The sequence below is a fragment of the Bacillus sp. JJ675 genome (assembly GCF_036963165.1).
Lineage (GTDB): Bacteria > Bacillota > Bacilli > Bacillales > Bacillaceae > Bacillus > Bacillus glycinifermentans.
In genome coordinates, this window is record NZ_JBALMR010000008.1 from 24,319 (window position 1) to 49,300 (window position 24,982).

General features: G+C 46.2%; 25 protein-coding genes, 1 pseudogene, 1 riboswitch and 1 other annotated feature. Of the genes and pseudogenes, 8 read left to right on the plus strand and 18 right to left on the minus strand.

What is annotated here, in order from left to right:
- Nucleotides 1-88: 88 nt before the first annotated feature.
- Nucleotides 89-197, minus strand: a riboswitch (TPP riboswitch).
- Nucleotides 198-253: 56 nt separating this feature from the next.
- On the minus strand, nt 254-2,098 hold the full coding sequence (locus tag V7126_RS01775; protein WP_335496214.1) for a monovalent cation:proton antiporter family protein: 1,845 nt from the start codon (nt 2,096-2,098) through the stop codon (nt 254-256).
- Between the two features lie 298 nt (nt 2,099-2,396).
- Between V7126_RS01775 and prpE the strand changes: the two genes are divergently transcribed.
- Nucleotides 2,397-3,137, plus strand: coding sequence for a bis(5'-nucleosyl)-tetraphosphatase PrpE (gene prpE, locus V7126_RS01780; protein ID WP_335496217.1), 741 nt, complete (start codon nt 2,397-2,399; stop codon nt 3,135-3,137).
- A 16-nt stretch (nt 3,138-3,153) separates the two neighbouring features.
- Here the strand turns inward: prpE and V7126_RS01785 are convergent, their stop codons facing one another.
- The 4 genes from V7126_RS01785 to V7126_RS01800 are packed head-to-tail and all read right to left on the minus strand — an operon-like array spanning nt 3,154 to nt 5,907.
- Nucleotides 3,154-3,996: an RluA family pseudouridine synthase gene (locus V7126_RS01785; RefSeq protein WP_438823785.1), complete on the minus strand. Its 843-nt coding sequence runs from the start codon at nt 3,994-3,996 to the stop codon at nt 3,154-3,156.
- Between the two features lie 60 nt (nt 3,997-4,056).
- Complete coding sequence (locus V7126_RS01790; RefSeq protein WP_175076147.1) at nt 4,057-4,857, minus strand: NAD kinase; 801 nt, start codon at nt 4,855-4,857, stop codon at nt 4,057-4,059.
- A 17-nt stretch (nt 4,858-4,874) separates the two neighbouring features.
- The gene (locus tag V7126_RS01795; RefSeq protein WP_175076148.1) at nt 4,875-5,510 is read right to left on the minus strand and encodes a GTP pyrophosphokinase; all 636 of its coding nucleotides are present in this window, start codon (nt 5,508-5,510) and stop codon (nt 4,875-4,877) included.
- Between the two features lie 31 nt (nt 5,511-5,541).
- Nucleotides 5,542-5,907: a hypothetical protein gene (locus tag V7126_RS01800; RefSeq protein ID WP_175076149.1), complete on the minus strand. Its 366-nt coding sequence runs from the start codon at nt 5,905-5,907 to the stop codon at nt 5,542-5,544.
- Between the two features lie 129 nt (nt 5,908-6,036).
- On the opposite strand from V7126_RS01800, the gene V7126_RS01805 reads away from it, so the two are divergent.
- The 5 genes from V7126_RS01805 to V7126_RS01825 all read left to right on the plus strand — a co-directional run bounded on the left by V7126_RS01805 (nt 6,037) and on the right by V7126_RS01825 (nt 9,434).
- Nucleotides 6,037-6,609 carry a CYTH domain-containing protein gene (locus V7126_RS01805; protein ID WP_175076194.1) on the plus strand — a complete coding sequence of 191 codons (573 nt, stop codon included), beginning with the start codon at nt 6,037-6,039 and terminating at the stop codon, nt 6,607-6,609.
- Between the two features lie 12 nt (nt 6,610-6,621).
- The gene (locus V7126_RS01810; protein ID WP_335496224.1) at nt 6,622-7,287 is read left to right on the plus strand and encodes a lytic transglycosylase domain-containing protein; all 666 of its coding nucleotides are present in this window, start codon (nt 6,622-6,624) and stop codon (nt 7,285-7,287) included.
- Between the two features lie 283 nt (nt 7,288-7,570).
- The gene (locus V7126_RS01815) at nt 7,571-7,969 is read left to right on the plus strand and encodes a thiol management oxidoreductase (RefSeq protein WP_046131205.1); all 399 of its coding nucleotides are present in this window, start codon (nt 7,571-7,573) and stop codon (nt 7,967-7,969) included.
- A gap of 56 nt (nt 7,970-8,025) precedes the next feature.
- Nucleotides 8,026-8,859: a ClpXP adapter SpxH family protein gene (locus V7126_RS01820; protein ID WP_373688028.1), complete on the plus strand. Its 834-nt coding sequence runs from the start codon at nt 8,026-8,028 to the stop codon at nt 8,857-8,859.
- A gap of 407 nt (nt 8,860-9,266) precedes the next feature.
- Complete coding sequence (locus V7126_RS01825) at nt 9,267-9,434, plus strand: hypothetical protein (RefSeq protein ID WP_175076152.1); 168 nt, start codon at nt 9,267-9,269, stop codon at nt 9,432-9,434.
- Nucleotides 9,435-9,485: 51 nt separating this feature from the next.
- Here V7126_RS01825 and pepF read toward each other — a convergent pair whose 3' ends face one another.
- The 4 genes and pseudogenes from pepF to V7126_RS01845 all read right to left on the minus strand — a co-directional run bounded on the left by pepF (nt 9,486) and on the right by V7126_RS01845 (nt 13,529).
- The gene (gene pepF, locus V7126_RS01830; protein ID WP_335496332.1) at nt 9,486-11,303 is read right to left on the minus strand and encodes an oligoendopeptidase F; all 1,818 of its coding nucleotides are present in this window, start codon (nt 11,301-11,303) and stop codon (nt 9,486-9,488) included.
- 212 nt (nt 11,304-11,515) lie between these two features.
- Complete coding sequence (locus V7126_RS01835; protein ID WP_175076154.1) at nt 11,516-12,664, minus strand: competence protein CoiA; 1,149 nt, start codon at nt 12,662-12,664, stop codon at nt 11,516-11,518.
- 119 nt (nt 12,665-12,783) lie between these two features.
- Complete coding sequence (gene mecA, locus V7126_RS01840) at nt 12,784-13,422, minus strand: adaptor protein MecA (protein WP_175076155.1); 639 nt, start codon at nt 13,420-13,422, stop codon at nt 12,784-12,786.
- Nucleotides 13,404-13,529, minus strand: a pseudogene (locus tag V7126_RS01845) (hypothetical protein). Before V7126_RS01845 ends, mecA begins: the two are co-directional and overlap by 19 nt.
- A gap of 151 nt (nt 13,530-13,680) precedes the next feature.
- Between V7126_RS01845 and V7126_RS01850 the strand changes: the two are divergent.
- Entirely contained in the window at nt 13,681-14,343 is a 663-nt protein-coding gene (locus V7126_RS01850; protein WP_175076156.1) for a TerC family protein, read from the plus strand.
- A gap of 49 nt (nt 14,344-14,392) precedes the next feature.
- Here V7126_RS01850 and spxA read toward each other — a convergent pair whose 3' ends face one another.
- From spxA to V7126_RS01885, 7 genes are all read right to left on the minus strand, one after another.
- Nucleotides 14,393-14,788 carry a transcriptional regulator SpxA gene (gene spxA / locus V7126_RS01855; protein ID WP_046131212.1) on the minus strand — a complete coding sequence of 132 codons (396 nt, stop codon included), beginning with the start codon at nt 14,786-14,788 and terminating at the stop codon, nt 14,393-14,395.
- A 176-nt stretch (nt 14,789-14,964) separates the two neighbouring features.
- Entirely contained in the window at nt 14,965-15,543 is a 579-nt protein-coding gene (locus tag V7126_RS01860; protein ID WP_175076157.1) for a GNAT family N-acetyltransferase, read from the minus strand.
- Between the two features lie 192 nt (nt 15,544-15,735).
- Complete coding sequence (locus V7126_RS01865) at nt 15,736-16,659, minus strand: ABC transporter ATP-binding protein (RefSeq protein WP_335496229.1); 924 nt, start codon at nt 16,657-16,659, stop codon at nt 15,736-15,738.
- Nucleotide 16,660: 1 nt separating this feature from the next.
- Complete coding sequence (locus V7126_RS01870) at nt 16,661-17,728, minus strand: ABC transporter ATP-binding protein (RefSeq protein ID WP_438823782.1); 1,068 nt, start codon at nt 17,726-17,728, stop codon at nt 16,661-16,663.
- 13 nt (nt 17,729-17,741) lie between these two features.
- A complete protein-coding gene (locus tag V7126_RS01875; RefSeq protein ID WP_046131216.1) occupies nt 17,742-18,659 on the minus strand; it encodes an ABC transporter permease in 918 nt (305 codons plus the stop codon).
- Nucleotides 18,660-18,663: 4 nt separating this feature from the next.
- Nucleotides 18,664-19,599: an ABC transporter permease gene (locus V7126_RS01880; RefSeq protein WP_046131217.1), complete on the minus strand. Its 936-nt coding sequence runs from the start codon at nt 19,597-19,599 to the stop codon at nt 18,664-18,666.
- A gap of 101 nt (nt 19,600-19,700) precedes the next feature.
- Nucleotides 19,701-21,329, minus strand: a complete 1,629-nt coding sequence (locus V7126_RS01885; RefSeq protein WP_046131218.1) for a peptide ABC transporter substrate-binding protein — start codon at nt 21,327-21,329, stop codon at nt 19,701-19,703.
- A gap of 459 nt (nt 21,330-21,788) precedes the next feature.
- Nucleotides 21,789-22,011: a binding site (T-box leader), on the plus strand.
- Nucleotides 22,012-22,060: 49 nt separating this feature from the next.
- Between V7126_RS01885 and trpS the strand changes: the two genes are divergently transcribed.
- Nucleotides 22,061-23,050 carry a tryptophan--tRNA ligase gene (trpS, locus tag V7126_RS01890; protein WP_046131219.1) on the plus strand — a complete coding sequence of 330 codons (990 nt, stop codon included), beginning with the start codon at nt 22,061-22,063 and terminating at the stop codon, nt 23,048-23,050.
- 133 nt (nt 23,051-23,183) lie between these two features.
- On the opposite strand, the gene V7126_RS01895 is transcribed toward trpS, so the two are convergent.
- Together V7126_RS01895 and opp4C are read right to left on the minus strand one after the other, a co-directional pair.
- The gene (locus V7126_RS01895; RefSeq protein ID WP_046131220.1) at nt 23,184-23,936 is read right to left on the minus strand and encodes a YjbA family protein; all 753 of its coding nucleotides are present in this window, start codon (nt 23,934-23,936) and stop codon (nt 23,184-23,186) included.
- 128 nt (nt 23,937-24,064) lie between these two features.
- Nucleotides 24,065-24,979 (minus strand): oligopeptide ABC transporter permease, encoded by a 915-nt coding sequence (gene opp4C / locus V7126_RS01900; RefSeq protein ID WP_046131221.1) that lies wholly within the window; start codon nt 24,977-24,979, stop codon nt 24,065-24,067.
- Nucleotides 24,980-24,982 lie beyond the last annotated feature (3 nt).

Here is a 24,982-nt window from a genome sequence, read left to right on the forward strand (position 1 = left end):
TAAGTAGCCCTCCTTTAATGTTAGAAAATGAAAAAACCACTTTCCCCGCAGGAAAAGTGGTTTGGAATTTGCATATCACCATACATAGTCAAATACCTTGCCACTTCCCTACGCAGGTCTGAACCTGTTCAGGTTATGAGGGTCTAAAAGTCACACTTTTATCTCAGCCCTTATGAAGGACTCCCCTAGTGGAAAACATTTCATTCATTCAGTTATATTTTTATCTTAACACGAAATTTAAAATGGTCAAGCATCAGTCTTCCAGCGTTTTTTTCAATTCGGCGATATATTCGCGCGAGCCGGTGGCGATCAGCCTGTCGCCCAGTTGCAGCCTTGTATCCCCGTGGGGCACAAGGCTGTCGACGCCTCTGAAAATCCTCACAAAGATAACGTCCCCCATAAACGGAAATTCCCTTAACAGCACGCCGTCATAGCGCTCGTTGCCCATGTTGATTTCGTATAATGATGCATCCTGATTCGTCAAAAGCTTCATGACGCCCGGAGCTTCGATCAGCGCGCGAAGCAGCGTTTTTGTCGACAGCAGGACTGAAATCGTATCGACGCCGTTTTCTTTCAATTTGGCTTCCGCTTGCGGCGAATCTGCGCTTGCGATAATCCTATCGACTTGTTTATCTTTTGCAAATAGGGCAATTCCGGTATTCCGCTCTTCATTCCCGGTCGCTACGACAAGAATATCTGTCTCAAAAACGCCGAATGATTCGAGTGTCCCGAATTCATAATCTGGCAGCACTTCCACGTCAAAAACCGGCTCTGACAGGTTTTCTTCTTTCTTTTCCTGATGCACATGCAGAACCCTGACTCGGTATTCCTCAGAAGGCAGCTCAAGCGTAACGGGCAGTGTCATTTGATTGGCGCCGATAAAGGTGATCGTTTTTTGTTCCGTTTCGCTCTGTGCTTTCGGCATTAACTTTTTGAAACCTGTCGGCGTAATAATGCACGTGATGACAGCGACAAGAATGAGCGCGCCGGACATTTTCGCATCGATGACGCCGATCCGTTCGCCGATCGTTGTGGCGGCAATGACGAGCGACAATGTCGACGTCAATAAAAGCCCTGAAGCCAGCACCGTTTTCGCACCATACCACTTTTTCAGCATCAGCGCAGGAACGGCCTTGCTGATTAAAAGCGCCACAAACAGCAGCGGGATCATCATTAAAATTTTCGGGTCTTCAAACAAGGACCATATATCAAGCTTGACTCCCGTCATCACAAAAAAGATCGGAATCAAAAATCCATAGCCGAAAGAATCAAGCTGCTGGACCAGCTCTTTATTCGGAGAAAGCAGCGACACGAGAACCCCGGCTAAAAATGCGCCGAGTATGTTTTCCGCCCCAAGCGATTCCGAAAGCGCGACAAGCACGATGATCAAGGTGAAAATCGCCCTTGTGCCGATTTGAATCGTTCCTTTTGACATCACTTCAATATAAGAGCGGTTTTTAAACACCCTTCCGAAGAGATAAAGGACGACGCCTGCGGCAAACAGGATGATCAACAGCCACATATTGCTGCTTTCGTCTCCATAAATCGAGGCGAAGACAGCGAGCAGAATCATCGTCACAAGGTCGGCGATCACCGCCACAAGCAAAATAATCTGTCCGATGTTCGTCTTCATCAGGCGCTCTTCTTTCAGCGTCGGAACAACCACCCCGAGTGAAATCGTCGAAATGATCAGCGTCATTAAGAAGGCGTTGTCGATAAACCCGGCCAGGACAAAGCTGTAAGAAAGCCCGAGCGACAAAATGAAAATCGCGGTAAATATAATGGCAGCCGTTTTAAACGTGTTTGGCGCAGTTTTTCCGTGTGGGAGCAGCTGCTTTTTCTTTCCTCTTTCAAACGCGGAAAAATCGATCTCCAGTCCGCTCAAAAACATTAAAAAGATAAACCCGAGCATTGATAGCGTCTCAAGCCACGCATCATGCACTTCAACAAGATTAAAACCGCTTTTTCCGATAACAAGACCCATGATGATTTCCGCCACAACGACAGGTATGACAAGCCTTAAGCGGTTCAGCAGGATGGGGGTTAAAAATGCGACAATGAGTACGACGACTAAAGATGAAACAGATGTATGCTCCATAGATGTTACCTCCTAAAAACCGGTTTCCTTAGTATATAGTGTCCCCTTCCACAGTCAAAAAGGACCATAATTACAATTCAACGAAAGAAAAGGCAGATGTTTCTCCTTTTCTCCCAAGTGTAAAAGTCGATTTTAACAATGCTCGCCGAGAAAGAAAAGTGATATGCCTGATTTTCTCCGCAGGAAATGTTTGAAGGTGAAAATAGAACATAAACAAGGTATGATATCCAATAAACAAAGCCGGTGAAGGTTATCATAAATATAATTGCCGTTTCTTAACGTTTAGGAGATGAAAGACATGAAATACGATGTGATCGGAGATATTCACGGATGTTATGATGAAATGACCGCATTGCTTGAAAAGCTCGGCTATTCTCTCGATACAGGGCTGCCCGTCCACCCCGAAAAGAGAACCCCCGTCTTTCTCGGAGACTTGACAGACCGGGGGCCGAAATCTCTCGCGGTGGTTGAATTTGTGGCGAATGCCGTTGAAAAAGGCGCAGCACGCTACGTCCCGGGCAATCATTGCAACAAGCTGTACCGCTTTTTCAAAGGAAACCCGGTCAAGCTCATGCACGGCCTTGAAACGACAGCCGCCGAGTACAGACAGCTCCCTAAGCAAACACAAGACCATATCAGAGAGCTGTTTATGCGCCTGTATGAACGTGCCCCGATTTATGAGATCCTGCATAACGGCGAGCTCGTCGTCGCCCATGCCGGGATAAAAGCCGAATATATCGGAAAGAAGCCCGTTGGCAAGGTAAAGCAATTTGTTTTGTATGGGGATATTACGGGGGAGACGCTTCCTGACGGAAGACCTGTCAGGCGGGACTGGGCCGCGCATTATAAAGGCGAGGCATGGGTCGTGTACGGCCACACTCCTGTCAGGGCTCCGCGGATGGTTCATCATACGATTAACATCGATACGGGATGCGTATTCGGCAATCGGCTGACCGCCTTCAGGTTTCCGGAACTCACAACAGAATCTGTCCCTTCCTCAATGCCTTTCGATGAAACGAGATTTCGAACAGAGCCATAAAAAAAGAGAGCTGTTTTCAGCTCTCCAATAACTTCCGGATATCACGCGGAAGCGGCGCGTAAAACGCCAGCTCCTCCCTTGTCAGCGGATGAATAAACGTCAGCCTCTCGCTGTGAAGCGCCTGCCGATTGATGAGATCGCGCGTGCCCCCGTAAAGCGTGTCACCGCACAGCGGGTGTCCGATATGGCTCATGTGAACGCGGATTTGATGGGTTCTTCCCGTTTCAAGGCTCAGCGAAACGTCTGTTATCTGTCCGATTCGCATGTTCACTTTAAAGTGGGTGACCGCTGTTTGGCCATCTGGGACAACAGCCCGCTCAATAATGCTTGTCGCTTTTCTGCCGATCGGGGCGTCGACCGTTCCGCAGTCTTCCCTGATTTCGCCGTGAACAACGGCGCGGTACTGCCGTTTGACACGCCCCTCTTTTTGCAAATGTGATAAAAGGGAATGTGCAAAACGATGCTTGGCGACGAGCATGACCCCTGATGTGTCACGATCTAGCCTGCTCACAAGATGAACGGTCGCTTCACAGCCCGTCTGCTGATAATAATTAATAAGCCCGTTCGCAAGGCTTCCTGTCGGATGTTCCCGCGAAGGAATCGACGACAGGTAAGGCTGTTTATTAAGCACGAGGACATGGTCGTCTTCAAACAAGATGTCAAGCGGGATCGCTTCCGGCCGCAGAGATTCGCTAACCTTCTCCGGCGGGAACAAAATTGCGAGCTCGTCCCCTTCCTGAAGGATATACCTGACCGTGACATGCTCCCCATTAATGAGAAGGTCCCCGCCGCCGAATTTGATATCTGCAAGCATCCTCTTTGAAATGCCCATACGCTGCACATACTCTTTCAACAGCATACCGTCTTCTTTTGCTGTTATCGTTTGTCTCAAAGAAAAATCGCTCACGGCCAAACCTTCCTATTCTCCCTTTCCGATAAAGGATTCCTGCACCCTTTTCCAAAACGGAAACGGACGGAACCTCGCAAACCTGACATTCTCGCTTGCGACGCGGCATTGAATCGATTTGACGTCTTTATGCAGCAATGTTAAGTGATCAACCGCAACCTGGAAGGTCACATCGTTAAGGGGTTTGATTACGCACGTATGATGCTCAGGCAAAATGAGCGGCGAGCCGACCGTCCGAAACACGCGGTTGTTGATAGACGCCATTTCAGCTAGCTGGACCGCCCTGATCGACGGGTGGATGATAGCCCCGCCGAGGGCCTTGTTATACGCCGTGCTGCCTGAAGGCGTCGACAGGCAGAGCCCGTCGCCGCGAAACGTTTCAAACAGCTCCCCTTTTATCTCGACGTCTGTGACGAGCGTACCTTCGATGCTTTTAATCGTGCATTCATTCAGCGCCAGGTACCTTGCTTCCTTTCCGCCGTTATTGTAGCGGACGATCACTTCCAGGATCGGATATTCAACAATCTGAAACGGCGTTTTCGCAATCGCGATCACCAGTTTTTCAATCTCATCCGGAACCCAGTCTGCATAAAAGCCGAGGTGGCCGGTATGAACCCCGACAAATGCCGTTTTATCGAGACGGCTGCTGTACTTGTGAAACGCGTATAAAAGCGTTCCGTCCCCTCCGACGGAAATGACGATATCGGGCTCTTCTTCGTCGCACTCAAGGCCGAAGTCGAGCAGGTACGTTTGAATTCTGCTTTTCAATGTATCAGAGACCGGATTTCCTTTTGACGATACCGCAAATTTCATCTTTTTTCTCCTTTCCCCTAGCCGTCATCCTCGTCCTTTTTCTTTCGCGAGAAAGCCGCCTGGGCTTCCTGGATTTCACCCCTGATCTCAGACATCTCCTCATCGAGCCTTGAAGCTGCCTCAGATGCCCTTTGGAGCCTTAATTTCACTTTTTCCGGGATGTTGCCGCTGTATTTATAATTTAAAGAATGCTCAATCGTAGCCCAAAAATTCATGGCCAGCGTTCTGATTTGAATTTCAACCAAAATCTGCTTTTCCCCGTTTATCGTCTGCAGAGGATATAAAATCACGAGATGGTAGGAACGGTAGCCGCTCTCTTTATGTTCCGCAATATAATCGCGCGTATCCACGACCGTGAAATCCTTTCTCGCCAGAAGCATCTGCTTGACGATGTGGATATCCTCAAAGAATTGACACATAATCCTGAGTCCCGCAATATCCTGCATGCTTTCGATATCATCGAGCGGAATGTTTTTCCGTTTCGCCTTTTCCAAAATACTCGGAACAGGCTTCACCCTTCCCGTCACAAACTCTATGGGCGAATGCTCTTCTTCGTATTCGTAAAGCGCCCTGATCCCTTTCAGCTTTACTTTAAGCTCTTCAACAGCCTGCCTGTACGGCGCTAAAAAACGCTCCCATTGTTTTTCATCCATAAACCTTCCCCCAATTTCATCGCCTTTTTTTCTAGAGGAATGCCCGCTTCACTCTCTCTTCCATTTCTTCGCCATAATTTGCATTATCTTTAATATTATCGATCAGATACTGAAGCTCTGTATGAAACCCCTCAAGCTCCAGCTCTTCCTTTCCGATATTCAAAAACACGGGAATATGTCGATCAAGGGCCGATTTCATGTCGGGCCATATGCTTTCATTTAAAATGGCGTATTGAAAAGAATCGCCTTGTTCCAGTATGTATACAAATGCAAAATGATCAGAGTCCGCAAGCATGCGTCCGGCCGGTTTCCGCTTCTCTTCATCCTTGACTCCGCTGGTCAATACGAGCCGGTCATCCAAGAGATTTGCTTCTGTTATCTCAATTCTGTTCTGCATAATGTTCTCCTTTGCGATAAAAGTACAGATTTATTTTATCATATCAAGTTCAATATTGATAAACGTTCACGCCCAAGAGATAATAAGAAAAATGATTTTTTAGCGGCTGAGAGGATGAAAAACGAAAAGATGAGCCAGGAACTTGAAATAGAATTTAAAAACATGCTGACAAAAGAAGAATTCGAGCAATTAAAATCATATTATCAATTCACACAGGATCAATTTGTCGCACAGCACAATCATTATTATGATACAGCGGCTTTTTCGCTGAAGGAAAAGGGAGCCGCTTTAAGAATCCGCGAAAAGCAAGGCCGGCACGTGTTAACGCTGAAAGAGCCGGCGCCTGTTGGATTGACGGAAACCCACCAGACGTTGCCATCAAAACCGGACTTTGAGCATTTTCACATTCCGAAAGGACATGTATGGGACCGCCTCCAAGACCTCGGCATCGAACCGGGAGATCTGGAATATTTCGGGACGCTTGCGACAGACCGCGCAGAAAAAAAACTGCCTGAGGGCTTAATTGTTTTAGATCACAGCCGATACTTACAAGTAGAGGACTACGAAATTGAATTCGAAGTCGCAGACTATGAACAGGGAAAGCTTGATTTCGCAAAACTTTTGAAAACATTCGGCATCCCGACACGCGATACGAAAAACAAAATCGTCCGTTTTTATGAGCAAAAAGTGAAAAATAATTAAGGTGGGAACATAATGAACATCAACAATTTGACCGCCCTTTTGGAACTTCAGGCATTACGGTCGTTTTATCAAGCGTCTGACAGCGGTTCAGAAGATACAGGCTTTGATTTCGGTTCGATTTTAAACCAATACTTAACGAATGCCGGAACTTTGCAGACAGGGACGGGAACGGTTCCGGCCGTACAGACGGAATCGATTCCTGCAGCTCAAATCGGGACTTCCCGGGCTTTGCCGTCGGACAATACCGGAAGCGAACCTTCGCCATCAGCAAGCACAAGTTCGGTGTCTTTCGGCGGACAAGGCAAAAATATCGATGACATCATCAAAAAAGCCGCTGAAAAATACGGCGTAGATGAAAAGCTGATTCACTCGGTCATTAAACAGGAATCCGGCTATCAGCAGAAGGCCGTCAGTCCGGCCGGCGCCATGGGATTGATGCAGCTGATGCCTTCAACCGCAAAATCGCTCGGGGTTACAAACGCCTTGGATCCCGTACAAAATGTTGAAGCCGGAACAAAATATTTAAAGCAAATGCTTGACCGCTACAGCGGAAACGTTTCTCTCGCACTGGCGGCGTACAACGCCGGTCCCGGAAACGTCCAAAAGTACGGCGGCATTCCTCCATTCAAAGAAACGCAAAATTATGTAAAAAACATCACTGCAAATTACTACGCATAAGCCGGAAAGGATTCCTTTCCGGTTTTTTATATCTTCTTAAAACTTTCAAATTTATCCTCCCTGTTTAAAAAATACACATTTAACAAGCGGATATGATATGATATTTGGTACAAAAACTATGGTTCCCTCATGCATCCTGAGTCGGTTTGTTTGTAGAATGGGCTGAGGGTTGCTAAAATAAGTATATACAATCGTGAAATAATAAATGATGCACAACATAAATATTTTTTTGCAATAGGAACCGTCTTTTTTCCTATTAGCCATATTAAAAGGAGTAGTCAACATGGGACAATCGTTTAACGCACCTTATGAAGCGATTGGAGAAGAACTTCTATCGCAACTTGTTGATACTTTTTATGAGCGCGTGAGACGGCATCCGCTGTTACACCCCATATTTCCGGACGATTTAACGGAAACGGCGAGAAAACAAAAACAATTTTTAACGCAATATTTGGGCGGTCCGCCGCTTTATACGGAAGAGCACGGACATCCGATGCTGAGAGCCCGGCACCTTCCGTTTCCAATCACTCCGGAACGGGCGGATGCCTGGCTGTCGTGTATGAAAGAGGCAATGGATCATGTCGGTTTGCAGGGCGATATCAGGGACTTTCTTTTCGAGAGATTGACGTTGACAGCCAGGCATATGGTAAACCAGCCTAAAATGGAGGATGGTTCGCATTGACACTTAATCAACGTGACCAATTTTTCTCCCATTGCCATGGACATCCGCAAAAGCCGATGGAAATCTATATGTTTGTCGATCCTTTATCCCCGGAGTGCTGGGCTCTGGAGCCTGCTATCAAAAAATTAAAAATCCGCTACGGACGTTTTTTTACATTGCGCATCATCGCAGTTTGCAGCATTACGGCGTTAAATGTTCAGAAACGCAAAAAGCACCTTCTCGCAGAAGCATGGGAAAAGATCGCAAGCAAGTCGGGCATGTCCTGTGACGGAACCCTCTGGCTTGAAAACCCCCTTTCCGCCCCATATCTGGCGTCATTGGCGCTGAAAGCGGCGGAGCTTCAGGGAAGAAAAGCCGGATTGCAGTTTTTAAGAAGCATGCAGGAGCGCCTATTCCTCAGCAAACAGGATATTACCGATGAAGAGGTGCTGTTCAATATCGCCGAAAGCACGCAGCTCGATGCAGAGGAATTTAAAAAAGATCTTCATTCCCAAAGCGCGGTGAAAGCCTTGCAATGCGATATGAAAATCGCCGCTGAAATGGAAGTCACATCGGTTCCGACGCTCACCTTTTTCAACAGCCTTCGCGAAGGGGAAGGCTTGAAAGTAACCGGACATTATTCATATGACATTTACGAAGAAGTACTTTTTGAAATGCTTGGAGATGAGCCGAAGCCGTCACAAACCCCGCCGCTTGAATTATTTGTCGAATACTTTCAATTTGTCGCCGACAAAGAAATCGCCGTGGTTTACGATTGGACGCTCGAACAAGTGGAACGTGAAATGAAAAAACTCGCCTTCGCCGGAAAGGTCAAAAGGGTTGAGGCAAAGCACGGCATGTTTTGGCGTTTTGTAAACGGAGACGCCGGGGCCGGGCCGATCTGTAAATAATAAAAATAGCACGGGCTTGCCCGTGTTTATTTTATGGCCAAAACACAAACATACGTTCTTTCAAAAGGCAGTAAGAAACCGCGCCGGGATAAGCGCGGTTTCTATTATGTCTTAACGACAACAAAGGGGATGGGAGAAATTTTTCACGGTCAAACAAAGGGGTAAATGTTTGTTTGTGATCAATTTCACATCTTTATAATATCAAATCATGTCGACTTTTGACAACTGATTTTATTACTTTTCACATTTTTGTCACAAAACATAAAAAGTAGATGTCCATCATATGATGAAAACGGGACCGTCCATATGTGAAAAATGGCGTCAGAATGCGGGTTTTCACGATGTTTCGAACTGCTTTTTGCGTTTTTCTGTTTCTCAAAAATTTATCAGTCTATAGGAGGGTTTTTATGCTTCATATCGTGATAGGTGTAATATTGACTTTTATTTTTTTCTTATTGAATATTTTAGGCTTGATGCAGATGCTCCCTCTCTACATTACGTCTCCGCTGCTGTTTATATCGATCCTATACACGATCAGCCGCTTCAATCACCGCAAAACGTTTAAAGGGTTTTAGACGCCTTTTGGAAAAAGGCCGCCGGTTTTGGCGGCAGCCTTAATGTATTCGTTATTTCAACAGAAGCTCTTCCATTTCATTCAGCTGCTCTTCAAACTTCTTGCATGCAGCTTCAATCGGTTCTGAGGATGTCATGTCGACGCCCGCTTTTTTCAGTACTTCAATCGGATAATCGGAGCTTCCGGCTTTTAAAAATTCGATATAGCGGTCAACAGCCGGCTTCCCTTCTTTTAAAATCTGCTGGCTCAGAGCCTGTGCGGCACTGTAGCCTGTCGCATATTGATATACGTAATAATTGTAGTAGAAATGAGGAATCCTTGCCCATTCAAGACCGATTTCTTTATCGATTTCAATGTTTTCTCCGAAGTACTTTTTGTTCAAATCGTAATAGATGCTTGTCAGCAGCTCAGGAGTCAGCGGCTCGCCTTCCTGGGCTTTGACATGAATCGCATGTTCGAATTCGGCGAACATCGTCTGTCTGAAAACCGTTCCTTTAAAGCCTTCAAGCATATGGTTTAAAATATATAGCCGCTGCTTTTCGTCGTCGACTGTGTTCAGCAGGTAGTCCCCTAAAAGGGCTTCATTTGTCGTTGATGCGACTTCAGCGACGAAAATGCTGTAGTTCCCGTACGGATACGGCTGATGCTTCCTTGTGTAATAACTGTGGACGGAATGGCCGAATTCATGGACAAGCGTAAACAGGTTGTTGACGTTGTCCTGCCAGTTCATCAAAATGTACGGATTTGTTCCGTATGTTCCTGATGAGTAAGCTCCGCTCCGTTTTCCTTTGTTTTCGTAAACATCGACCCAGCGGTTGTTCAAGCCTTCCTTCAAGATGGACGAGTATTCCTCCCCTAAAGGAGCGAGCCCTTTCAGCATGTAATCTTTCGCTTGGTCATACGTCACTTTCATGCCGGCATCTTTCACAAGCGGCGTGTACAGGTCATACATGTGAACTTCATCCAGTTCGAGCGCTTTTTTTCTGAGCTCCACATAGCGGTGAAGAAGCGGCAAGTATTTATTAATCGTTTCGACGAGATTATCATAGACCTCTTCCGGAATGCTGTTGCGAGACAGCGCGGCTTCTCTCGCCGATTTATAGTGCTTTACTTTCGCATAAAAATTGTCTTTTTTGACAGCGCCGCTGAGGGTCGATGCAAGCGTGTTTTTAAAACGGCCGTACGTATCATATACCGCCTTGAAAGCTTCGCGGCGGACGTCGCGGTTCTCGCTTTCCAAAAAGGTAATGTAGTTCCCGTGAGTCAGCTGACGCTTTTCTCCGTTTTCATCGGTAATTTCCGGAAATTCCATATCGGCGTTATTGAGCATGCCGAATGTTGTGGACGGTGATGACAGAACATCCGATGCCTCGGCAAGCAGTCCTTCTTCCTCTTCGCTCAGCACATGAGGCCGTTCTTTGTTGATTTCTTCAAGCGCGTGCGAGTAGAGCTTCAGTTCCTCTTTTTCCAAAAGGAACTGCTGGAGCTTATCCTCCTGTATCGATAAAATTTCCGGCACAATGTAGGCTGTCGCACTGGCAGCCTGTGTATAAAGGTTGGACGCTTTGTCATTTAACCCTTGATAAAATGAATTGCCCGTGTCCTGATCATAGCGCATATGGGCGTAAGTATACAGCTTGCCGAGCCTTTCCATGACCTTATCCTGATATGTCAATGCTTCATATAGATCGTCGGCGGAATGACCGAGCTTTCCCTTGAATTCGGAAAGCTTAGGCAGCAGCTCTTTAACTGCTTGAAATTCCTCGTTCCAAGCTTCATCAGATGGAAAGATATCCTCAAGTCTCCACGTGTCTTCTTGCTTCACCTCATCTCTTGCAGGCAGTTTTTTCGTTTGATTTTCTTCAGCCACTGTAAATCCCCTCGCTTTCTTTGCTTCAAGTCCATTGGTGTACAATAAACTTGTGTTGTGTTTATCTTCTGTTTTTTCACCGCCTTTTGTCAAATCATTTGCGAAAAAAAACGTGCTGGATGCCGCAAACAAAAAACAAAACGCAAATCTTTTGATCCGAAACAGACCGGCCACCACCTTCCTTTCTTTAGATTGAACGAAAGGCTTGATGATCATTCGGAAAAATAGCGGGCATCCCTCTTCAGCAGCTCCTCAAGCCGCGGCTCAGCAGGCGCCGGCCTGCTCGGAAAAAACAAGTCTTTTTCTTTAATGAAAAAACCTTTTTCATGCAAAAACCGGACATATTCACTGACGGCGTCCGCCGCCTTCTCACTCTTATTCCATCTCAGCTTCAGGCGATTGCTCCGGATGAGCTGATTCGTATACATCACGGCGGATTGGATGCGAAAGGAAGGGCGCTTCATAAAAAACGCGTATAAATAGCCTTGCCACACATAAACCGGCTGGGCAAACATATAGCCTGAAGATACGGGGAGAAATACTTCTGACGGGAAAAACGGGAGCGGGATTTGAAATCTCTCATAAAACAGCTCCGCTATCTGTTTTGCTTCTTTTGACAAAAAACGCGGCGGCGTCATCCGGAAGCGCTGAACATTTCTTTTCCAGCCTTCAAGCTGCTTCTGAGAACGCGGGTAAGAAGCTCTTAAAGCGCGGAATCGCGTTTCGCGAAGGGGAAGCATGCGGGACGTGGCAGACGTCTTATTTGTCAGAAACGGAACTAAATGCTCGAGGATGAGAAATGCTTCTTGATCGGGGCAAAAAAATACGAGTCTTGGAGGCATCACATCTCCTTTGCTGAACTGCCAATGGAAACCGGATAGCTGAAAAAAACCGTTTGATAATCGCTTTAAACGATTCCCGCCGATAATCCAAAACGGGTCAATCCCAATTGACAGAAAGCCGGCCGATCGTTGCCGATACTCTGTATGATTAAGATTGGCGCACTGAAATTCCACGGCAATTTTACGCTCTCCTTCGTCCGCGAGCAAATCAGGCCTCTGTCTGATCCGCTTCAAATACGGTTCGACAACCGGTCTTAGCCCCTCCTTCTTAAACCATTCGTATAGAAGCCGTTTTCCTTTTAAATGATAACGGCTTTCCGGTTCATGCGGGACGGGGCACACCGAATCCGGCTTATGTGCAAAATGATGGAGCCTGATATCGCCGACTTTGAGGTCAAGCTGCTGACAGCAGGCCGGGCAATAAAATACATGTTCCTTTCTTAATCGTTTGAGTTCGTCAGCTTTGTATCCATCCGCCAAGCAAATCCGGCGGCCTCCTTCAATCATCGCGCTGAACACATTGTCTCTCTCCTTTCTGTCCCGTAACTATTCCACGAATTTGCACCGTCTCCTTTTCCACTTGACAAGAAAGGATTTTATAAAACAAAAAAACCGATTTCGAAAAGAAATCGGCTTTTTTATGAAAAGTATTTGTTTATCGTATCAAGAGCATGATCCGCTGCAATCAGCGTTCCGTACTCCTTAAGCATGTGAATCGTCATCTTTGATTCAGATGCGTATTCAAGCAAAATGCTCAGCTGATTTTCAATCTCTTCATCAGGCATTTCGTTGAAATCCACGAATAAATAATAGCGGTTTTCGTGAGTATATAAAGACGTTTGACAGCCGCTGATGGTCACTTTTGATAATGAGATGACATCCTCAAAATCGTTAAACCTTAACACAAACTGGAGCTTCTGCTCCTCGGTTTGTTCTTCTTTATGAAAATCTTCCAGCAATGCGTCGAGCGTTTCCTCTGCTGGGTCATGCTTTTTATCTTCAGGAATCGGCAGTTCAAGCTTTTGGCCGTCTTTGGAAAGCTGAGCTTTCGTCACAATGATTTCCAATCCCTTGTCAAGGGCCTGCACTTGAATCCAAAGGGGGCCTTCAACGGCAAATTCTTCTTCTTCGTGCACTTCGTCCATCATTTCCCAAAACAGCTCTTCACTGCGTTCGCGATTGTACCAGATTTCTTCTCTGTCAAACCCCCGGTCTTCTATATCACCGTAGGAAATATAAAACTTAACCGTATGTTCATTTATTCTTTCGATTTCCATTTGCCAACCTTCCCTTCTTTGTAAGATGTTGAAGGGATAACTAAGCTCCCAATTAATTGTACTTTACTACACTTTACCCATTACGTCCACTTCTTAACCTTATGCAGGATCAATCTTTCATTTCTATTTTATGATAAAAAAGATGCAAAAGAAATAAAAACGCTTTGCTGCCGGGCTTAACATAATTTTGAATCAGCCTCATATATTAGCTGTACAAGCAGCAAATGACGCGAGGTGCAAAAAGCGAGGTGCCAGTTGATGGAACAAGAATTACTGATGCCGTTTATTGTCATCATCGGAATCGACCTTATTCTCGGCGGCGACAATGCGGTCGTCATTGCAATGGCGAGCCGGAATTTGCCTCCCCGGCAAAGGCAAAAAGCAATCATCATCGGCACGGGCATCGCCATTTTGATGAGGATCATGCTGACCACTCTGGCGGTTTATCTTCTTGCGGTTCCTTACCTGCAATTTATCGGAGGACTCTTCCTTCTGTATTTAGGATATCAGCTTCTGATCGAAAAAAAGGAAGCCCAGCATGTCAAAGGCGGGACATCTTTGTGGAAGGCGATTCGGATAATTGTGATCGCCGATTTATTCATGTCGCTTGATAATGTGATTGCAGTTGCAGGTGCATCACAGGGCCGCCTGCCGCTCGTCGTCATCGGCCTGGCGGTTTCGGTGCCGGTCATCATTTGGGGCAGCAGGCTCATCCAGGCCGCCCTTTCCAAATTTCCGCTTCTCATTTACGCAGGGAGCGGACTCCTTGCATACACTGGCGGTGAAATGATCGTCAGGGAGCAGGAACTGTCATCCTTTATGGCCAGACACAGCACGCTTGAAATGCTGTTCCCCGTCCTTGCGGTTATTTTTGTCATTTTGGCCAGCATTTATTACGAACAGACGATTGAAAAGCATTAAAAAGAAGGCTGAATGATTCAGCCTTCTTTCATTTCACCTTAGGCCGGCCTTAGTTTGCCAGACGCTGCGCTTCTCTTAATTGGAATGTACGGACTTTGCGCGGAAGGAAACGGCGGATTTCATCTTCGTTGTATCCGACTTGCAAGCGTTTTTCGTCGATGATAATCGGACGGCGCAAGAGTCCGGGATGTTCATTGATCAGCTGATACAGCTCTTGAAGCGGCATCGTTTCAAGGTTGACGTTCAGCTTTTGGAATACTTTGGAACGGGTTGAAATGATCTCATCTGTTCCGTCTTCCGTCATCCGCAAAATTTCTTTTATTTCATCAATTGATAATGGTTCTGAAAAAATATTTCTTTCTTGAAACGGAATATCGTGCTCTTCCAGCCATGCGCGCGCCTTTCTGCAAGACGTACAGCTTGGTGATGTATATAATGTAACCATAATTCTTCACTCCTTGGAAAGTAGAATGAAATCAGCTTATTCTTAAATTGAAATAACTCTAAAGAAGTAATCTTTATAGAGTATTATACTATAAAAAAGTAAGTGTGAACAGTATGCAATAGAAATTTTTTGACAATCCTGCGACATTTCTTTTTTTAGCCGGATTTCATTCTCATTTAGTTTAATTCATCGAAAATGTTTTTCTGCTTTTCCTCGTCAATGATCTTCAGGACATCATCCACGTGTTCGAACGATTCTCCATACCATTTTTCGTCTTTGTATGTATGGATCTTTTCGTACGTTTTTTTCATGGCTTCAAATACTTCTTCTTCTGTGTTCGATTTCGGAGACCAGTAGAGGATCTCCATTTTGTTTACTTTGCCGGTAGCCAAGGACCGGCGCCGGTAGCCGATTGACTCAGCGTGTTTAAAGTTTTCCTTTTGATAAAATTTGAGCCGCTTCGCCGTATCAGCATCATCTTCATCAACAGGTTCGACCTCAAGGAGGATCGGTTTGTTTTTCTTTTTAAGATCCTCTATCAGTTTTGAACCGAGCCCCTGGCCCCTTGCATCCTTTGAAACGAATAAATAGTCAATGAAAATAAAGGAATCAAACTCGGCATACATCAAGACGTGATGCCTGCCTTCTTCTTTATGGTATATGTCGTCTCGTTCCTTTAATAATGCTTCCATATGCTCTTTCGACTTCATTTCTTCAACGGGAAAATACTCGCTGAGCTTCTCATACCAGTTCATTCATTTACTCCTTATGGCTGTTCTTTTATGATTCACACCTTAGATATACCCGCTTTCTCATAAAATTAAACAAACCTTCTGGAGCAAAGCAGCATGTTGCGCTTACATATACTAAGACGGATGTTCGGCCCGAAAGTTTCAGTTTTTTTTCGCAAAAAAGAAGACAGCCTGCCTCGGCTGTCTCATAAGCTTTTATTTGGACTGATACGCTGCAAATTCTTCCTCTGAACACATTACAAAATGCCCGGGCTTCACTTCGCGAAGCTCCATCTGTTCACCGTCTCTCAGCTTGTGAACCGACGGATCGTACGTTTTTCTCACCCGTGTGCGCTCATAATCCGGATCCGGAAGAGGAATCGCAGAAAGCAGCGACTGTGTATAAGGATGAAGCGGATTTTCGTATAATTCCTCGGCTGGCGCAAGTTCAACGAGCTTCCCGAAATACATGACGCCGATCCGGTCGCTGATGTATTTCACCATCGATAAATCGTGGGCGATGAATAAATATGTCAATCCTCTCTCCTTTTGCAGATCCTTCATCAAGTTGACGACCTGAGCCTGGATGGACACGTCAAGCGCGGAGATCGGCTCATCGGCAATGATGAATTCAGGTTCAACAGCAAGCGCTCTTGCGATGCCGATCCGCTGTCGCTGGCCGCCGGAAAATTCGTGCGGATAGCGGTTGGCGTGCTCTTCATTCAAGCCGACCAGCTTCAAAAGCTCGTGAACCCTTGCAAGGCGCTCCTGCTTCGTTTTTGCCAAGCCGTGAATGTCGATCCCTTCGGCGACGATATCGGCCACCGTCATCCTCGGATTTAATGAAGCGTACGGGTCCTGAAAGATCATTTGCATTTTCCGGTTGAACTCGAGAAGATCTTTGGCGGACTTTTTGCCGTGCACATTCTTTCCTTTAAACAGCACCTCACCCGAAGTCGCTTCATATAACCTGATGATCGTCCGTCCTGTCGTCGACTTTCCGCAGCCAGATTCTCCGACAAGGCCGAGCGTTTCTCCTTTGTAGATGTCAAACGTGATTCCGTCTACAGCCTTTACCGTTCCTTTAGGCGTTGAGAAGTGCTGTTTTAAGTTCTTGATTTCGAGCAGTTTTTCTGCCATATCATTCACCTTCTTTCACTTGAACCGGTTTTTCGTATTGATTTTTAAACTCCCGCATTTTGCTTTTGACAGCCGCAGGCGGTTCAACCTTTGGCGCATCCGGATGCAGTAGCCACGATTTCACATAATGCGTATCAGATACTTTAAACATCGGCGGTTCCTGTTCAAAATCGATTTTCATTGCATAGGGACTTCTTAATGCAAACGCGTCGCCTTTCGGCGGATTCGTCAGATCAGGCGGAGAGCCCGGTATTGCCATCAATTCTTCATCCCCGTCATTGTCAAGGCTCGGCATTGAAGCTAAAAGCCCCCATGTGTAAGGATGCTTCGGATTGTAGAAAATTTCGTCAACCGTTCCAATCTCTACAATCTGTCCGGCATACATAACGGCTACCCGGTCGGCTACGTTGGCGACAACTCCGAGATCGTGCGTGATAAAAATGATCGATGTTTCGATCTTTTTCTGCAATTCTTTCATCAGTTCCAAAATTTGCGCCTGAATCGTCACATCAAGGGCCGTCGTCGGTTCGTCCGCGATCAACAGCTTCGGGTTGGCGGCAAGCGCCATCGCAATGACGACCCGCTGCCTCATTCCCCCGCTGAATTCGTGCGGATATTGATTTACGCGGCGTTCAGGCATCGGAATTCCGACAAGGCTGAGCAGTTCTACCGCACGTTTATTCGCATCTTCCTTGGAAATATTCTCGTGTTTAAACAAAACCTCTGTTATCTGGCGGCCGACTTTCATCGTCGGATTCAACGATGTCATCGGGTCTTGAAAGATCATGCCGATCTCTTTGCCGCGGATCGACTGCATCTCTTTTTCCGATTTCGGCACCAAATCCTGTCCGTCAAATAAAATCTGTCCGCTCTTAAAATAGCCCGGAGGCATCGGTATCAGCTTCATGATCGCCTGTGAAGTGACGCTTTTTCCAGATCCGGATTCCCCGACGATCGCAAGCGTCTCCCCTTTGTCAACGTGAAAGTTGACACCGCGGATGGCCTGGACTTCTCCGGCGTATGTTTTAAAAGAAATGGCTAAATCTTTCACCTCAAGTAAGTGTTTCATCTTTCTCACTCCTTTATTTACGCAGCTTCGGATCTAAAGCGTCGCGCAATCCGTCGCCGATAACGTTGAATGCAAACATGGTCAGGCAGATAAATGTAGCCGGGAAGAACAAACGCCAAGGATAATATTCCAGGCCCTGCACGCCGTCTGTCGCCATCGTCCCCCAGCTTGCCAGCGGCTGCGGGACGCCGAGGCCAAGATAGCTTAAGAACGCTTCATAGAAAATCGCAGTAGGGACGGTCAATGTCATCGTCACCAAAATCGGGCTCATAATGTTTGGAAGCAGGTGTTTTCTGATGATGCGCGAGTTTTTCGCACCCAATGTTCTTGAAGCGAGAACGAATTCCTGATTTTTAAGCTGGAGCACCTGTCCGCGCACGATTCTCGCCATATTGATCCATCCTGTAATGACCATTGCGAGGATCATCGTGATTAACCCTTTTCCCATGACGACGAGAAGAAGGATCGTCATCAATAAGGAAGGAATCGCCCATAAGATGTCCGCGATTCTCATCATGATTTCGTCAGTGCGTCCGCCTCTGATGCCTGAAATCGCACCCCAGATGACGCCGATCAAAACGTCGATCAGCGCGGCGGCAAGACCGATTGTCAGCGAGATGCGGGCTCCGACCCATGTGCGGACAAACACGTCCCTGCCGAGGTCATCGGTGCCAAACCAGTGCTCTCCGCTCGGCGGTTTGTTCGCATTGGTCAAATTCGTTTCATCATAATGAAAGCTTGAAAACACCGGCGCAAAGATGGCCATCAGCGCGATGAGAATGAGAACGATAAGGCCGCACATCGCAAGCTTGTTTTCTTTAAATCTCAAAAACACGTCCGTCCAAAAAGAAAGGTTTTTCTTGGAGATTTTCTCCGCTTCGCTATGGTCGACAGCTGCAGGTTCAAACATGTCTTTAGGTATTTGCTGCATCCTTTTACTCCCCTTTCTTAGCGCCAAACAGTTTGATGCGCGGATCGATTAAGCCGTATAAAATATCAACAATGAGGACGCAAAGCAGTAAGATCGCGCCGAAAAACACAGTGACGCCCATGATAACCGTATAATCGCGGTTCGTGATGCTTGTGACGAAGTGCATGCCGAGTCCCGGTATGCCGAAGATTTTTTCAACGACAAACGTCCCGGTCAAAATAGATGCTGCCATCGGTCCCATATATGTAACAACCGGCATGATCGCGTTCCGTATCGCATGCTTGACGGTAATGGCTGCAGTGCTTAGACCTTTCGCCTTCGCCGTACGTATGTAATCGCTGCTAAGTACTTCGAGCATGCTTGAACGCGTCAGCCGGGCGATAAACGCCATCGGCATTGAAGATACGGCGATCGCCGGCAGAACGGTGTGGCCCCATGATTCCCATTGTGCGACAGGGAACACGCCAAGCTTCATCGCCAGTACATACTGCAGAAGCGCGGCCATGATAAAGTTCGGCACAGAGATGCCGATGACAGCGATAATCATCGCTGTATAATCCTGCCACTTATTCCGCTTCAGCGCTGCAATAACGCCAAATAACACGCCGAAAGCAAGCGCGAGACAAATCGCTTCCATTCCCAGTGTAAAAGAAATCGGAAAACCGGAGTTGATCAGTTCGTTCACGGTTTGTCCTTTGTATTTAAATGATGGCCCGAAATCCCACTTCATCACTGACACCAAATAGTCGAGATATTGTTTAAAGAGGGGCTGGTCTAAACCATAGTATGAATTGAGGCTGGCTTCGATTGCAGGAGGAAGCTTCTTCTCGCCTGAAAATGGCCCGCCAGGTATGGATCTCATCAGGAAGAAGGTAGCAGTGACAATCACCCATAGAGAAATCAGCATATAAACGAGACGACGGCCTAAAAATTTAATCATGTTTACACACCTCCGAATTTTCAGTCTATTAAACTCTTATCATAAATAAAAGTATATGGGGGAAAATCCTTTAGAGCCCCCATATACTTTTTGATGCAGTTTTATTCAAAATGCGCAGTTTTGAAATAGAGTTCTCCTGTCCCTGTCAAAACAAAGCCTTTTAAGCTTTTATCGTGCATGTAAGGCATCGTGTAGAAGTAGATCGGAGCGATCGGCATTTCATCCATCAGGATGCCTTCGGCTTGTTTCATCAGCTCGATGCGCTTTTGCTCATCCGTTTCGGTTGAAGCTTTTGAGAGAAGCTCTTTATATTGGGCGTTTTCCCAGTTTGTATCGTTGTTTCCGCCTTCTTTATCCCGGTATGTTTCAAGGAAGTTCATGCCGTCGTTAAAGTCGGCGATCCAGCCCATTCGGCCGATTTGATAGTTGCCTGTATGAAGCTTATCGATATAAACGTTCCACTCTTCATTGCCCAATTCAACTTTAACGCCTAAATCCTTGTTCCACATTTCCTGAACGGCTTGAGCGATTTTTTGATGGGCTTCATCCGTGTTGTAAGAAAGCGTGATTTTCGGTAGATCTGACGCCTTTTTAAGGCCCAGCTCTTTTAAGCCTTTTTTCAGATATTCTTTTGCTTTTGCAACATCATGGTCTTTGTAGTATGGTTTGTTTGACTCAAATCCTGTGACTGCCGGAGGTACGAATCCGGTCGCCGGAATCTGCTCAGCCTGTGTGATGTTTTTGACGATCGCTTCGCGGTTGATCGCATATGTCAGAGCTTTGCGGATATTGGCATTGTTCAGCGGCGCTGCTTCTGTGTTGAATTTATAAATGTACACCGCTGCGAACGGATCAATGTTTAAGCCTTCTTTTTTAAGGCTTGGGATCGCATCCGTCGGAATCTCGTCAAGAGGCTGTCCTACGAAGTCAATCTCGCCTTTTTTATACATGTTCAGGCCTGTGTTAGGGTCGTTGACCATCGCCATGTTAATCTTTTTCAGTTTTACGGAATCTTTATCCCAGTACTGGTCGTTTTTCTCCAGTACGATGTTCCCGCTGTGCTTCCATTCCGTCATTTTGAAAGGTCCGTTGGATACATAATTTTCATCAGCTTTTGTATACCACTTCGGATGTTTCTCGGCGACTTTTTTATTGACCGGCATGTAAGTGTAAAACGCGGTAAGTTCCGTGAAATACGGTGTCGGTTTTTCAAGCTCGACTTTCAACGTCTTGTCATTCACCGCTTTAACGCCGACGTCATCAATCTTTCCTTTGCCTGTGTTAGCCGCTTCACCGCCTTTTAAGTAGTAAAGCTGGTAGGAGTATTGCGATTCGTTTTTCGGGTTAAGCGCCCACTTCCAGGCATACTCAAAGTCCTCGGCTGTTACAGGATCTCCGTTTGACCATTTCGCATCTTTCCGGATTGTAAACGTATATGTTTTCTGGTCTTTGCTGACTTCGATCTTTTCTGCTGCCGCATTGACCGGCTTTCCGTCCTTGCCAATCGTTGTCAACCCTTCGAACGTCTGGCGAAGCACGTTTCCAGAAACCGAATCGTTTGCAAGGCCCGGATTCAATGAAAACGGTTCAGTTTTTATATTGACATTCAATGTATCTTTTCCTTTGCTGTCTTTCTTGCCGCCGTCTCCAGAGCTTGAGCTGAAACCGCAAGCGCTCAAAACGAGGGTGAACATAAGCAGTAAACTGATAAATGATAAACGCTTCTTCAAGAGAAACCCCCCTATGTTGATATTTTTTTAGTTCCTTACTCCTTAACATTCAGATTTATCATAAAAAAGTAATAGGCCCACTTGCCATACTTTTTCTTCTGTTTCGTCTTTTCTGAATATTTATTATGTAAAGAACCTGTAACACCGAAGTGAACAAATTCATTATAATTAATAGAATAATTTATTGCAATATTAATTTTCAATTATTTTTTTATTCAAACAATTCGCGTTTGTCAGCTTTTCTGCCAAAGTTCTTAAGACACTTCTCTGTTTTAAAGCATAACATCGTTAAAATCAAAAGCTGCTTAATCCTGACAGAATCGTTTTTTACATATAACAATCTCCACACACAATAAATAACGTCCGGCCATTAAGCAAACGTTTTTCATCGCTTTCATAAGATTCTTTATTTAACACTGGTGACTTTTATTTCAAATTTATATATAATAAAATTATGAATTAAATGCTTTGAAAAAGAAGAGTACACATTTCTCCCCATTTAAAGAGAGTCCGCGTTGCTGGGAGCGGATAATGGCGAATGTGGAATGGGCTTTGGAGCAGCTGACCGAACGGTTTTCAAGTAGGCTCAGACGGAGAAGGCTTCGTTAACAACGTCTAAAGTGATTTCATTTTGTCCATAATGAAATAATCAGGGTGGCACCGCGGTTCATTCGTCCCTTTTTTTAGGGAAGAGTGGGCCTTTTTATTTTGAAACGAAAAGAGGGATTCACATGAAAACGATATTTTCCGGAATTCAGCCGAGCGGCTCCGTTACGCTTGGCAACTACATCGGAGCGATGAAACAATTCGTCGAGCTGCAGGATGACTACAACTGCTATTTCTGCATCGTTGACCAGCATGCGATCACAGTTCCGCAGGACCGCCTCAAGCTGAGAAAAAACATCCGCAACCTGGCCGCTCTTTACTTGGCCATCGGCCTTGATCCAGAAAAGGCGACGCTGTTTATACAGTCTGAGGTGCCTGCGCACGCACAGGCCGGCTGGATGCTGCAGTGCGTCGCCTATATCGGCGAACTCGAGCGCATGACCCAGTTTAAAGACAAATCGGCGGGCAAAGAAGCCGTCGTTGCTGGGCTGTTGACATATCCCCCTTTAATGGCGGCCGATATCCTGCTGTACGGAACAGACGTCGTCCCTGTCGGCGAAGACCAAAAGCAGCATCTTGAACTGACGCGGAATCTGGCTGAGCGCTTCAACAAAAAATACAATGACATCTTTACGGTGCCTGAAGTAAAAATTCCGAAGGTCGGCGCCCGCATTATGTCGCTGGCCGATCCGCTCAAAAAAATGAGCAAGTCTGATCCGAATCAAAAGGCGTTCATCACATTGCTTGACGAGCCAAAACAGCTGGAGAAAAAAATCAAAAGCGCCGTCACCGATTCAGACGGAATCGTCAAATACGATAAGGAAAACAAGCCGGGAGTGTCCAACCTGCTGACGATCTATTCGATCCTTGGACAAGTCTCCATCGAAGAGCTCGAAGCAAAGTACGACGGCAAAGGCTACGGCGAATTTAAAACCGATCTTGCCGAAGTCGTGGTCAATGCGCTGTCACCGATTCAGGACCGGTACTACGAACTGATCGAATCAGAGGAATTGGACCGGATTCTCGACGAAGGCGCAGAGCGCGCAAACAAAGCGGCAAACAAAATGCTGAAAAAAATGGAGAACGCGATGGGCCTCGGCCGCAAAAAACGCTAACAACAAAACCACTTTCCCTTGCCATGGAAAGTGGTTTCTCGTTTATTCAAAAGCTTTTTCTTTTCTAATAAAATGTCGCTAAAAACAAACGAAAAAGGCCATCGGCACGCTCGACAGCCTCTCTGCTTATGATTTAGTTGACTTTAGACTCATTTTCAATTTCCCACAGTTTTTCAAAAAACGGCTGCCCTTTTATCAAATTCTCGCAAAAGTCCCGGTGTTTATCAGACCAGCCGTCGATCGTTTCATTGAAAAGCATGTCCCAGATTTCTTCAAATGTCATCCGTTTAATCTGCTCATACATATACGGATTCCATTCCGTGTACCAGTAGGCAATCTCAGCGCGGTTTTTGAGGCCTTTCAGCTGATCAAGCGCCATGAACAAAAGCTGCTTGAGCTGGCGTTCCTTTCTTGTTAGTCCTCTGACATGCTCCGGTGATAATGATAGAATGTGGTATTCTTTGGAAGATTGCAGCTTTTCCTGCGAAAATTCGTATTCCTTCGCCTCGACGTCCTTTACCATTTCGTACACAAGCTGCTCTTGCCTTGGAATGAGGCGGCTTTTTCTGACCGGTATTGAATAGCCGGCCGTATCAACCGCGAGAATTCCGATGCCGTCCGTTACAACGAAGCAGTGGTCAAGCTGTGTCCGTTCGTGATTTTTGCGGATATACGCTTTTTGATGGACATCGTTTAACAATTCCGCCGGAAGCTCTGACAGGTCATTTTCTATGTAGTGAAACAGAACGGACGAAACCCTTAACAAAGGCACCTGGTCAAGCAGTTCAACACTGTCTTCCTTCCGCCATTCGTGAAAGTGGCAGACATTGTAGCCGTTTTCTTCTCCCTCAAACCAATTCACCCACACATCATGAAGAAATAACATTTCTAACCCCTCACTTTTATAAAAACTGTTGTCCACAGTATAGGCAAGGAGAAGAGAATTTATTCCATCAGGCAAAGATTATGGCAGAACGAATCAGCAAAAAACCGGGGTAAAATCCCCGGCTTCGTTCATTTGATATTCTTCGGATCAAGCGCATCGCGCAGTCCGTCGCCGACAAAGTTAAAGCATAATACAGTGAGTAAAATCATGAGTCCCGGGAACAGCGGATACCACCACGCCTGAATCATAATCGTGAAATTTTGCGCATCCTGGAGCATGTTTCCCCAGCTCGCCATCGGCGGCTGAACACCGAAGCCGAGGTAGCTGAGCGCCGACTCCGAAAGAATGACCGTTCCGACGGATAATGTGGCAGCAACGATAATCGGTCCCATCGCATTCGGCAAGATATGGGAGAAAATGATCTTGTGGCTCCTTGTTCCGATCGTTTTTGCAGCGAGAACGAATTCCCTCGACCTCAAGGATAAAAATTCACCGCGGACGAGCCGCGCCGTCGTCGTCCACCTCGTCAAGGCGAAGATTAAAATCAGCTTGTCAATGCCCGGCTGAAAAATCGTCACCAGCGTAATCAAGAGGAAGATGTCGGGTATCGACAAAATGATGTCGACGAGCCGCATCATGATGGCATCAATGATTCCGCCGAAATAGCCGGCTACGGCGCCGACCACGGTGCCGATGGTAATGGAACCGAGCACAGAAGCGAAGCCGACGAGAAGCGATACTTGGGCGCCGTACAGCAAACGGCTGAAAATGTCGCGTCCGAACTTGTCCGTTCCCATCAGATGTTCAGCGCTCGGAGGTTTCAGCTTGTTCAGCAGATTCTGCTGCTCCGGCGGATACGGAGCGATCAGCGGCGCAAACAGAGCCGACAAGATTATGATGGATAATATAATTCCGCTGATCACCGCCAGCTTGTTTTTGAAAAACTTTTCAAAGAAGATTTTTGTCATCGTTTCCGGCTTCGGCGCGACATTTTCCTGAAGCCTGATCTCCGGTGAAGGCGCCGGTGAGTTTGGCTGTGTCATGAC